Origin of the sequence: Rhodococcus wratislaviensis (genome assembly GCF_041228765.1) — a bacterium.
Classification (GTDB): Bacteria; Actinomycetota; Actinomycetes; order Mycobacteriales; family Mycobacteriaceae; genus Rhodococcus_F; species Rhodococcus_F wratislaviensis.
The window spans coordinates 5,238,085-5,250,249 of sequence record NZ_CP150488.1; the positions used below are offsets into that span (position 1 = coordinate 5,238,085).

At 69.4% G+C, this 12,165-nt stretch carries 8 protein-coding genes and 1 pseudogene; all 9 read right to left on the minus strand.

Annotation, left to right across the window (positions count from 1 at the left end; genetic code table 11):
• Positions 1 to 17: 17 nt before the first annotated feature.
• The gene (gene aroC, locus WKC72_RS24170; RefSeq protein WP_370179703.1) at positions 18 to 1,205 is read right to left on the minus strand and encodes a chorismate synthase; all 1,188 of its coding nucleotides are present in this window, start codon (positions 1,203 to 1,205) and stop codon (positions 18 to 20) included.
• A 75-nt stretch (positions 1,206 to 1,280) separates the two neighbouring features.
• Positions 1,281 to 1,948, minus strand: a pseudogene (locus WKC72_RS24175) (prepilin peptidase).
• 488 nt (positions 1,949 to 2,436) lie between these two features.
• A complete protein-coding gene (locus tag WKC72_RS24180; protein WP_244373338.1) occupies positions 2,437 to 3,516 on the minus strand; it encodes an IS110 family transposase in 1,080 nt (359 codons plus the stop codon).
• A gap of 105 nt (positions 3,517 to 3,621) precedes the next feature.
• Positions 3,622 to 4,449 (minus strand): shikimate dehydrogenase, encoded by an 828-nt coding sequence (locus WKC72_RS24185; protein ID WP_112302397.1) that lies wholly within the window; start codon positions 4,447 to 4,449, stop codon positions 3,622 to 3,624.
• Positions 4,439 to 6,148, minus strand: a complete 1,710-nt coding sequence (locus tag WKC72_RS24190) for an endolytic transglycosylase MltG (protein WP_370179706.1) — start codon at positions 6,146 to 6,148, stop codon at positions 4,439 to 4,441. Before WKC72_RS24190 ends, WKC72_RS24185 begins: the two co-directional genes overlap by 11 nt.
• Positions 6,145 to 6,681, minus strand: coding sequence for a Holliday junction resolvase RuvX (ruvX, locus tag WKC72_RS24195; RefSeq protein WP_037237567.1), 537 nt, complete (start codon positions 6,679 to 6,681; stop codon positions 6,145 to 6,147). The genes WKC72_RS24190 and ruvX overlap by 4 nt, the downstream gene beginning before the upstream one ends.
• 2 nt (positions 6,682 to 6,683) lie before the next feature.
• On the minus strand, positions 6,684 to 9,356 hold the full coding sequence (gene alaS / locus WKC72_RS24200) for an alanine--tRNA ligase (RefSeq protein ID WP_370179709.1): 2,673 nt from the start codon (positions 9,354 to 9,356) through the stop codon (positions 6,684 to 6,686).
• A gap of 123 nt (positions 9,357 to 9,479) precedes the next feature.
• Positions 9,480 to 10,913: a replication-associated recombination protein A gene (locus WKC72_RS24205; RefSeq protein WP_370179711.1), complete on the minus strand. Its 1,434-nt coding sequence runs from the start codon at positions 10,911 to 10,913 to the stop codon at positions 9,480 to 9,482.
• A 54-nt stretch (positions 10,914 to 10,967) separates the two neighbouring features.
• The gene (locus WKC72_RS24210; RefSeq protein ID WP_037237575.1) at positions 10,968 to 12,143 is read right to left on the minus strand and encodes a phosphotransferase family protein; all 1,176 of its coding nucleotides are present in this window, start codon (positions 12,141 to 12,143) and stop codon (positions 10,968 to 10,970) included.
• Positions 12,144 to 12,165 lie beyond the last annotated feature (22 nt).

A 12,165-nucleotide genomic window follows, 5' to 3' on the forward strand; every position in this document is an offset into this window, starting at 1 on the left:
GACGGCAGACCGGCTGGTCATCGCGCGAGCCGGGCTGCGACGCCCGACGCGTACCGCTCGTAGTTGGCGGTCGTCTCGGCAACCGAGTCGCCCCCGAACTTCTCGAGTGCCGCCTGGGCGACGACCAACGCCACCATCGCCTCGGCCACGACACCGGCGGCGGGCACCGCGCACACATCGGACCGCTGGTGAATGGCCACGGCTTCCTCACCGGTCGACATGTCGACGGTGGCCAGCGCGCGCGGAACCGTCGAGATCGGCTTCATCGCCGCGCGAACGCGGAGCGCCTCCCCGTTGGTCATGCCGCCCTCGAGGCCGCCCGCGCGGTTGGTCGAGCGCAGGATTCCGTCCGGGCCGGGACGCATCTCGTCGTGCGCCTGGCTGCCGCGACGGCGCGCGGTCTCGAAGCCGTCGCCGACCTCGACACCCTTGATGGCCTGAATTCCCATCAGGGCGGACGCGAGACGGGCGTCGAGGCGGTCCGCGCCGCTGATGAACGATCCGAGACCCACGGGGAGACCGTGGATGACGACCTCGACGACACCACCGAGGGTGTCGCCGTCACGCTTGGCGGCCTCGATCTCGGCGATCATCGCTTCCTCGGCGGCCTTGTCGAAGGCGCGCACCGGGCTGGCGTCGATCGCCGCCAGATCCGACGCGGTGGGTTCGGGGCCGACGTACGGGTCGGACGCGCCGATGGAGATCACGTGGGACAGCACCTCCACGCCGAACACCTGGCGGAGGAAGCTACGGGCGAACGTCGCGGCCGCGACCCGGGCCGCGGTCTCGCGTGCACTCGCACGTTCGAGAACCGGGCGGGCGTCATCGAATCCGTACTTGAGCATGCCCGAGTAGTCGGCGTGACCGGGGCGCGGGCGGGTCAGCGGCGCGTTGCGCGCCTGGTCGGCGAGCAGTTCGGCGTCGACCGGGTCCGCGGACATGATGGTTTCCCACTTGGGCCACTCCGTGTTGCCCACCTCGACGGCGATCGGTCCGCCGAGCGTCCGCCCGTGGCGCACACCACCGACGATGGTGACCTTGTCGGCCTCGAACTTCATCCGCGCGCCGCGGCCATAGCCGAGGCGGCGTCGCGCGAGTTGGGTCGAGATGTCCTCGGACGTCACTTCGACGCCCGCGACCATCCCCTCGAGCATCGCGACGAGGGCGGGACCATGGGATTCTCCGGCAGTTATCCAGCGCAGCACGCCCAATATCCTTCCATGTCGCCGCGCCCGGCAGTGACGGTGGTCCTCCCAACCGTGTGCCGGGCGCGGACTCGTTCAGGTGACGTGCGCGGCGAACAGCGCAACCAGTGTCGCGACACACATGGCGGGGCCGTGCGGAAGCGGCGGCGCCGAACGCCGGACGGCGAGGACGATGCAGCCCGCCAGCGCTGTCAGCGCCGGCGCCAGCCCGGCCGCGAGCACCCAGGCCTCGCCCCCGGCAAGCCCGGCGGCCGCGCCGACTCCGAGTGCGAGTTTCACATCACCCGCGCCGACCGCGCCGACCGCGCCGGGTGCGCCGAGGTACACGGCGAGATACGCCGCCGCCAGCAGGACCCGCCGATCACGGCTGCGGCCGCGGATCCGGTCGCGGCACCGACGCCGACGATCGCCAGGAACCCGGGCAGGGTCAGCAGGTTCGGCAGCTTCCGCGCACACAGATCGGTGACGGCGAGACTCACACACCACCACCAGAACGCGAGCGCACACGGCAGCACCCACGGTGTGGTTGCGGCGGAGCCGGTCCCGACCGTGGCGGCGACGCCGACGGCGCACACCACCTCGCACCAGCCCGGCCGCACCGTGCCCACGAACAGGCCGGCCGTCCGGCGGGCTGCCCATCCCGCACCTGCACCTGCCACCACGCTCGCCGCGATCAGCCACCACATGCCGAGCAGCATGCGTGACCGGATCACGGTGCCGATCACCGTGACCTGGCACGACAATCGACCTGTGGATGGCGGTCCGGCCTGTGGACAACTGATATGGACGCAGATTTGTCAAGAGGGCAGCAGGAGGCGGACGTCCAGGACCGTCGTCGTGGACGTCCGCCTCGGGTGGCCCCGGATGAATCTGGTGGTTGGTGGCGAGCGTGTCGGTTGTCGACGCGTTGTCGAAGTCTGATATGCGCGGGTTGGCTACCGCAAAGACAGTTGTTCGGCTGGAGTGGATCGCTGGTCTAACCTCGAGCGTGATCCCAACGTGCAGTTGAGGATTGCTCATAGTTGTCTCGCGGGTCACTCCCAGGCGCTGTTGTCACCAACCGTGTGATCATCCGGGACGTTTGTAGGCCCTGCGGCCCCTGGTCAGTGCCTCATCGGTCGTCGCCGAGGAGCGGGGGCAAGGTGGAGTCCCCGCAGCGCAAGCGAGGAGAACCGACCTTGCCGCCCGACGAGCAACGACCAGAATGGCCGCGACGGGGAAGGCCCCGTGGTCAGTCGTCGAGCACGGCCAACGACCAGCACCACCCGGCGAGCTCGCGGGCGATGGCGGTGTTCGCCAGCACGGGACGCTTGCGGCGGGCGTCGAACCCGGCCCAGCGTTCGTGCAGGCGCCGGTTGCCCCGTTGCCCGCGGGCTCGGGCCGCCGGTGAGGCCTTGTTCCAGCGGCGCCGCAGATCCACCCCGGCACGATAGGGCTGCCGGTGATGCCAGGCGGCCTCGATCAGCAACCGGCGCGCGTGCCCGTTGCCGGTCTTGGTGATCGGCCCCTGCGAGCGGGAGGCGCCCGAGGACGACTCGGTGGGCACCAGTCCCAGGTAGGCGCCGATCGAGCGGCCGGTCAGCCGGTGCCAGTCCCCGATCTCGACCGCCAGCCCGAAGGCGGTCAACGTGGATACCCCGCGCAGACACCCGAGCCGGGTCACCACCGGGGTGTAGGCGCTGTCGGCGGCCATCCGGGTGATCGCGGCATCCAAACGGTCGCGCCGGCCGAGGGCGGCGAGCATGGTGTCGTACGCGGTCTCGTAGGCCAACTGCAGCCCGGGCTCATCGAAATGCTGGCTGCGCAGCCAGGTGTCGTGCACCTGCGTCCACGCGTGCCCGCCGTAGTAGACGATTCCCTGCCGCAGCAGAAGTTTCGACAGCCTGTGCCGAGCCGCCATCAGATCCCGGCGCACGTCCTCGCGGGCGCGCACCAGATCCCGGGCGGCCTCCTGCGCCACGCTCGGCACCGTGACCGGGGTGATCTGATCGAGGTGCAGCAATCTCGCCAGATGCCGTGCATCTCGCACGTCGGTCTTGACCCGATCACCGGACGGGCGCTGCAGCTTCGAGGGTGCGGCCACCAGACACTCGATGCCGACAGTGTCCAGGAAACGGGCCAGCCCGAACCCGGTGGGCCCGGCCTCGTACGTCGCCTTCACCGGATCCGGCAACGACCGGATCCACTCGAGTATGTCGCGATGATCGGGCGTCAATCGGCGCTCGAACAGCTCACCGGTCCGCCCGTCGAGGCCGCACGCGACGACCGATCGTGCGTGCACATCCAATCCGACGCTCGTACGCTGATTCATTGCTGGGGCCTCCCACATCTTGTGGCTCTACCGGCCAGGACCCGTTTCCTGTCGGCAACCCACGTTCACATGTGGAGTGGGCCCCAGCCCATACCCTCATACTGTCTAGCCCAGCGCGGCCGCCATCGCCTCGCGCGGCGCCGGGCGACCGGTAAACTGCTCCACCTGCCCGAACGCCTGGTGCAGGAGCATCGAGAGACCGCCGACGACGGTTCCCCCGGCCGCCTCGACCGCCACGGCCAGCGGGGTCGGCCACGGGTCGTAGATCGCGTCGAGCACGAACGGCGCCCGCCCGAGAATGTTCGCGTACTCGGTGATCGCGGCGGACGGAACGGTGCTGACCAGCGCGGACGCCGCCGCGCACCGGGCACCCAGTTCGGGGCTGTCGAAGTCGAGCAACCGGACGTCGAGGCCCACCGATTCCGCGCACCCCAGTGCACCTGCCGCGCGACCCGCGTCGCGTGCCACCACGGTCACGGATTTCACGCCCATGTCGGCGAGCGCCACGAGCGCGGGTCTGGCCGTTCCCCCAGCGCCGACGACGACCGCCTCGGCGCCCGCGATGGTTCCGACACCACCCGCGGTGAGCGCCCCGCTGACGCCGTCGACGTCGGTGCAGTCGGCACGCCAGCCACCCTCGATGCGGACGAGGGTGTTCGCCGAGCCGATCGCCACCGCCCGTGCGGTGCGCTCGGACGCGAAGTCGAGTGCGGCGATCTTGCCCGGCATCGTGACGGACAGACCGACCCATTCCGGGCCGAGCCCGGACACCAGGCCGGGTAGTCGCTCCCCGTCGCACTCGATCCGTTCGTACGTCCACTCGGTGAGACCGAGCGCCCGGTACGCCGCGAGGTGCAGTTGCGGCGAGCGCGAATGCGCGATCGGGCTGCCCAGTACCGCAGCTTTGCGTGCGGTCACCAACTCATCGTCCACTGTTGAGAATCCCGTTGTTCAGAGCCTGGTCGATGTTGGCCAGGTGTTCGTCGTAGCTTTTCGTGAACAGCGTCGTGCCCTTCGAATCGACCGTCACGAAGTAGATCCAGTCGCCCGGCGCCGGTTGTTCGACGGCCTGCAAGGCCCCGATGCTCGGCGAGGAGATCGGCGTCGCAGGCAGACCGGGGCTGGCGTACGTGTTCCAGGGTGTCACCTGTGCCCGGTCGGCGTCGGTGGTGGCCAGTTCGGTGGTGTCGAGCGCGTAGTTGACCGTCGAGTCGAACTGCAGCGCCTGGTTGACGGCGAGCCGGTTGAGGATGACGCGAGCGACCTTCGAGAAGTCGTCCGGCATCGCCTCCCGTTCGACGAGCGACGCCGCGATCAGCATCTTGTACGGCGTGAGGCCGACCTGGTTGCCCGCGGTGAGGATTCCGGTCTTCTCGTAGCTCGCGGAACTCTCGGTGACCAGTCGCTGGAGTATGGCGGCGGGACCGGCGGTCGGATCGAAATCCCAGCTGCCCGCGGCGATCAGTCCCTCGAGCTGGCGGTCCCGGTCCGGAACTCCGGCGACCGAATCCTTCGCCCAGTCGGGCACCCCGAGCGTGGACAGGTCGCCCGCGCCGGCGGCGTTGAGGTCGTCGTAACCGATGCACTGCTCGGCGCCGGCATCACCCATGCAGCTGGCCTCGGAGATCAAGGTGTAGATCCCCTTCTTCTTGGCCCCGGTCTGCACATCGGTGGTGTCGTGGAGCTGCCTGCCCTCGGAGATGATCATCTGCCCGACGCGGGAAGTGGGATCGGTCAGCTCCTGCACGGCGTCATCCGCCGGGATCTGGGTCGAGAGGCTGTAGAAGCCGGGTTGCACCGAGTTCATCGCGTTGCTCTGGACTGCGGCGTTGAAGAAGGCCGAGCCGCTGGCGACGACGTCCCGCTCCGCCAGAGTGGAGGCGATCTCCTCCGCGGTGTCGCCCGGATGGACCTGCACGACCACCTCGGGACCACCGGGGCCCGCGTAGTCCGCGGGGGCGTCCGGCCCGCCGAAGAACATCTTGCCGCCGACGAACACGATGCCGACCAGCACCAACAGGACCGTTGCGGCCGCGAGGGCGCCGAACACCTTTCCTCGGCGTGCGCGGCCCTTGGCCTGTTTGCGGCGGCGGGCCTGCGTGCGGGCGTGGGCGCGCGTCGGCGGGATTTCCTCGGGGATCGCCGAGATTATCTGCGTCTCGGCCTCCGCGAACGCGGCGTCGGGCTCGTGGGGCGGTGTGTCGTAGCGGTCGTCGGGATGAGCATGGGCCTCGTACGGTTCGTCGACACGTACGGGCTCGTCGACATACGCGTGGTCGTCGTATCTGTGGTGGTCGGCTGCCGGTTCCCGGTAGGCGCGGGCGTCGCCGTACGAACGGGGACCGTATCCGTCCTCGTAGACGGGCTCGAGGTCGAACGGCTGCTCGTGCACCGGGTCCTCGTACACCGGCCGCTCGTACACCGGCTCCGCGTAGTCGGCGTGGCGTTCGTCGACGTCACGGTCGTCGTACACCACCGCGTGCCTGCCCGTGGTGACGACATCGTCGTCCTCGGGGGGCGGCGCGTACTCGACCTGGTCGTCGTCCTCGTCGAGGTACCGGTGCCGTCGGGGTTCGCGGGGGACGTACTGGAATTCGGGTCGCTCACCTGCGGGTCGCCGATGATTGCTCACTGGCCCCCCTCCGGTAGCTGCACGTCCCCACCTGAATCCCCTGCATTCACCGACCTGCTCCGCTCGTCCAACCATCCCTGCAAGATCGCCACCGCCGCAGCCTGGTCGATCACAGGACGCTGGCCCCTCGCACTGACACCGCTCTCGCGAAGCGCCCGCGCGGCAGTGACGGTCGTCAGACGTTCGTCCGCCATCCGCACCGGTATCGGGTCGACCTTCCTTCGCAATCGCTTCGCGAACACAGTAGCGATCGAGGCGGCCTTCCCCCGTTCACCCCGCAAGGTCTGCGGCAGACCGACGATAACCTCCACGGCCTCGTATTCCTCGACAATGTCGGCAATGCGCCGGATATCCGGCGCGTCGGGTCCCCGTTCCTTGGACCGGGGCACCGTCTCCACGGGGGTGGCGAGGATCCCGTCGGGGTCGCTCGACGCGACGCCGATCCGGACGCTGCCCACATCGATACCGATGCGCCGACCACGCCCAGGGTCGTCGACTCCCGGTCGATCCGGACCCTGTTCCGCGTGATCCACCGCTACCGGCTCCCCACCTTGTCCGCCACTTGTCCCCGGACAGCGTCGAGGGCGGCCGCGATTCCGCTGGTGTCCGAACCGGAACCCTGTGCCATGTCGGCCTTTCCGCCTCCGCGGCCGCCGATCTTGGGACCGAATCCCTTCACGAGGTCGCCGGCCGCCAGGCCGAGGTCCTGGGCCGCCTTGTTCACGGCCACCACGAACGGAACCTTGCCGTCGACGTCGCCGAGCAGCACGACCACGGCGGGCTGCGTGCCGAAGCGGCCGCGGATGTCCGTGACGAGCCCACGCAGGTCGTTGCCGCCGACACCGGCCGGGGCGGAGTCCGCGACCAGCAGCACCGGCCCGACCCGCTGCGCCTTGTCGACGAACGTGCCCGCCGCGGCGAGGACCGCCTGGGCGCGGGTCTGCTCGAGTTCCTTCTCCGCCACCCGAAGTCGCTCCACCAGCGCCTCGACGCGGGCAGGCACTTCTTCCGAGGGCACCTTCAGCGACGACGACAGACCCGCGAGGAGCGCGCGTTCCTTCGCCAGGTAGCGGTACGAATCGAGCCCGACGTACGCCTCGACGCGGCGCACACCGGAACCGACGGACTGCTCACCGAGCAGTGTGACGTTGCCGATCTGTGAGGAGCTGCCCACGTGAGTTCCACCACACAGCTCCATCGAGAACGGTCCGCCGATTTCGACGACCCGCACCTCGTCGCCGTAGTTCTCGCCGAACAGCGCCATCGCGCCCATCGACTTCGCCTTGTCGAGGTCGGTGACGAACGTGTTCACCGAGTAGTCGGCGGCCACCGCCTCGTTCGTGACGACCTCGATGTCCTGTTTCTGCGCTTCCGTCAGAGCACCCTGCCAGGAGAAGTCGAAACGCAGGTAGCCCGGCTTGTTCAGCGAGCCGGCCTGAACCGCGTTGGGGCCGAGCACCTGTCGCAGCGCGGCGTGCACCATGTGCGTGCCCGAGTGCCCCTGGGTGGCACCCTTGCGCCACGCGGCGTCGACCTGCGCGAGCACGACGTCACCCTCGGTGATCTGACCCTCCTGCACGGTCACCTTGTGGACCCACAGCTTCTTGGCGATCTTCTGGACGTCGTTGACCTTCACCCGCAGTCCTGGGCCGGTGAGGGTACCGAGGTCGGCGATCTGGCCACCCGCCTCCGCGTACAGGGGGCTGCGGTCGAGGATGACCTCGACGTCCTGGCCCACCGTCGCGACGGGGACCCGCTGCCCCTGCGAGATCAGCGCGAGAACGTGTGCCTCGGAAACCAACTCGTGGAACCCGGTGAACTCGGTGGGTCCGCGGTCGAGGAGTTCCTTGTAGACGGTCAGGTCGGCGTGCGCGTGCTTACGGGCCTGGGCGTCGTCCTTCGCGCGCTGCCGCTGTTCCGCCATCAGCGTGCGGAAACCCTCCTCGTCGACGGTCAGGCCCGCCTCGGCCGCCATCTCCAGGGTCAGGTCGATCGGGAAGCCGTACGTGTCGTGGAGCGCGAACGCCTGGTCGCCGCCGATCGTCGACTTGCCGGACGCCTTCACCGACTCGGCGGCCCCTTCGAACAGCTTCGAGCCGGATGTGAGGGTCTTGAGGAACGCGGTCTCCTCCCCCACCGCGACCGTCTCGATGCGGCCGAAGTCGGTGTCGAGGACGGGGTACGACGGCGCCATCGTGTCGCGGACGACGGTGATGAACTCGCGCATGCTGGGCTTGTCGGCACCGAGCAGCTTCGCGGACCGGACGATGCGCCGCAGCAGGCGGCGCAGGACGTAGCCGCGGCCGTCGTTACCGGGGTTCACGCCGTCGGCGATGAGCATCGCGGCGGTGCGCGCGTGGTCGGCGATCACCCGGAAGCGCACGTCGTCGTCGTGGTCGGCGCCGTACTTGCGCCCCGACAGTTCCTCGGCCTTCGCGATGACCGGGCGCACGAGGTCGGTCTCGTACACGTTGTCGACGCCCTGGAGCAGGAACGCGACACGTTCGACGCCCATGCCGGTGTCGATGTTCTTCTTCGGCAGCGGTCCGAGGATCTCGAAGTTGTCCTTGCTGATGCCGAGGCCGCGCTCGTTCTGCATGAACACGAGATTCCAGATCTCGATGTAGCGGTCCTCGTCGGCCTCCGGGCCGCCTTCCTTGCCGTACTCGGGACCGCGGTCGTAGTAGATCTCCGAGCACGGGCCGCAGGGTCCGGGGATGCCCATGGACCAGTAGTTGTCGGCCATGCCGCGGCGCTGGATGCGCGATTCGGGAACGCCGACCTCGTCGCGCCAGATGTCGCGGGCCTCGTCGTCGTCGAGGTAGACCGTCACCCAGATGCGCTCGGGATCGAAGCCGTAACCCCCGTCGTCGACGCTCGCAGTCAGCAGCGACCACGCATGCTTGATCGCGTCGCGCTTGAAGTAGTCACCGAACGAGAAGTTGCCGGCCATCTGGAAGAACGTGTTGTGCCGTGTGGTGATGCCCACATTCTCGATGTCGAGAGTGCGCACGCACTTCTGGACACTGGTTGCCCTCGGGTACGGCGGCGTCTGCTGGCCGAGGAAGAACGGCACGAACTGCACCATCCCGGCGTTGACGAACAGCAGGTTCGGATCGTCGAGAATCAGCGAGGCGCTGGGTACCTCGGTGTGGCCTGCCTTGACGAAATGGTCGAGGAAGCGCCGGCGAATCTCGTGGGTCTGCACGTCAGTGATCCTTATTGTCTGTCTCGAGGGCAACGATGGGTCGAACTACAGGGTCGAACCGGGGGTCCAGCCGCTGGGGTGCGGTCGCCGGGCAGCCGGGCACGCCCGGCGGTTCGGCAACATTCAGCTTAACCGGCCACCCTGACGGTTCGTGCCGCGGACGATGGCGCGCAATTTGTCCACGCGCCCCGCGATGTCCCGCTCACCGCCGTGAGTGGTGGGCTGGTAGTAGTCGACACCGACCAGCTCGTCCGGCGGATACTGCTGCGCCAGTACCCCGTCGGGATGATCGTGGGGATAGCGGTAGCCGACGGCGTTGCCGAGCTTCGCCGCCCCCGCGTAGTGGCCGTCGCGCAGATGCGGCGGGACGAGCCCGGCGTGTCCGGCCGCGACGTCCGCCATCGCAGCGCCGAGCGCGGCGATGACGGCCCCCGACTTGGGAGCCGTCGCGAGGTGGATCGTGGCCTGGGCGAGGGCGAGGCGGGCCTCGGGCATACCGATCAGCTGCACCGCCTGCGCGGCGGCGGTCGCGGTCTGCAGCGCAGTGGGGTCGGCCATCCCGATGTCCTCGCTGGCGTGGACCACCAGCCGCCTCGCGATGAAGCGGGGGTCCTCGCCCGCCGTCAGCATCCGCGCCAGGTAGTGCAGGGCGGCGTCGACGTCGGAACCGCGGATCGATTTGATGAAGGCGCTGATCACGTCGTAGTGCTGGTCGCCGTCGCGGTCGTAGCGGACGGCCGCTTTGTCGACGCTCGCCTCCACCGTCGCGAGGTCCAGCAGCACCGGACGGTCCGCGTCACCGGCCTGGTCGAGCGCCGCGCCCGCCGCCGCCTCGAGCGCGGTGAGCGCCCGCCGGGCGTCGCCGGCGGCGAGGCGCACCAGATGGTCCATCGCGTCACCCGCGATCTCGATCTCCCCGCCGAGACCCCGCTCGTCGGTGCGCGCCCGCTCCAGGAGGTTCTCGATGTCGTCCGCCGTCAGCGACTGCAGTTGCAGGACGAGTGAGCGGGACAGCAGCGGGGCGACCACGGAGAACGAGGGGTTCTCGGTGGTGGCCGCCACGAGCAGCACTATCCGGTTCTCCACCGCCGCCAGCAGGGCGTCCTGCTGGGTCTTGGAAAAGCGGTGCACCTCGTCGATGAACAGCACCGTCTGCTCGCCCGCGAGGAGCCGCCGGCGTGCCAGTTCGATGACGCCGCGCACTTCCTTCACCCCGGCGGACAGCGCGGACAATGCCTCGAAGCGGCGGCCGGTGGCCCCCGAGATCAGCGACGCCAGGGTGGTCTTGCCGGTGCCGGGCGGACCGTACAGGAGGACGGACGCGGCCCCCGACCCCTCCACGAGGCGCCGCAGCGGCGCACCGGGGCCGAGAAGATGCTGCTGCCCGACCACCTCACCGAGCGTGCGGGGACGCATGCGCACGGCCAGCGGTGCATGGTGGTCGACCGACACCGGACCGGGAACCGATCGCGGGATCGCCGCCTCGTCGGGCTGCGCCGTCTCGAACAGGCCTGCCGACTCGTCCTCACCGACATCCGAACCGAAAAGATCGCTCACAAGTTCGACGCTACTGGAACCGCACCGTCCGACCCAGTCCGGCCGGACCGCGGGTCAGCCGACGGACAGTCCCCGGATCTTGTCGGCGATGACGCGGGCGTGGTGGGCGACCACCGTGTTCCCGGCGTGATCGGCCGAGCGGGCCAGCTTGTCCCAGCGCTGGGTGAGCGCCTCGGACCGCGGCACGGACAGGTGATGCTCGCGGACGGCGGCGATGCGCGTGTGGTTCTCCGGCAGGAACAGGTAGGTACTGAGCCACACCCAGATCAGCTGAGCCTCGACCATGCGGGCAGCGAGCACGTTGTCGTCGGCGAGCGCGGGCCACATCCCCACGACCTCCGCGCGCCAGGCCTCGATCATCGCCTGTGTCCGGTCCTCGGACAGTTCGATGCTGCACAGGCAGCCGGGGAACGAGACCAGCGCGTACGCGATGTCGAGCATGGCGTCGCGGAAGCCGCCCCACTCGTAGTCGAGGAACCGCACACCCTCGTCGTTGACGATGATGTTGTCGGGGCACAGGTCGGAGGGGCTGAACGCCCGGAACCGGCCGCTCTCGAACAGCTTCGCGGCACGGGCCACCTGATCGGTCAGGTCCGGCGAGACGTCGACGCGGAGGATGTCGGACAGCAGGCGGGGCACGGCGGGAACGGCCCGCTCCACCTGCTCGGCGACGGTGTCGTCGCAGTGCGCGACCTCGGCGCGGCGCAGCAGCGCGGTGAAGTCCTCCTCGCGGCCCACGGTGGCCGCGTGCATGCGGCCGAGCGCCTGGGCCATGGCCATCAGGGTGTTGGTGACGGTGTCGGAGTCGGAGTGTTCGAGCAGGGCGCTGATCGGGGTGGCGTCCCCCAGGTCGCTGAGCACGAGGAGCCGGGCGTCGAGGTCGGATGCGAGCAGTTCGGCTCCGGGGCGGCTGTCCGTCGCCAGCGCCGTGGCGAACTGGTACGAGACGGCCTCCCGGAGGAAGGCGCTGCGGCTGTCGCCGGCGAGATCGTCGGGATCGACGGCCCGCGCGCCGGAGACCCCGGACTCCTCACGGACCTGCTTGATCACCAATGTCCGCGGGAGGGAGAACGGATTCTCCGCCACGCGCACACGGAGCACGATGGTGCGGCCACTACCGCCGAGATCCACGGGATCCACCAGTGTCACGGGTGCCCCTGTGCGACGGGTGAGCAGCTTCTCGGCTGCGGCAACTACCTCTGAAACGGGGTCTGCCAGTATTGCAGTCATCGCCGACCAACCTACCTGCTAG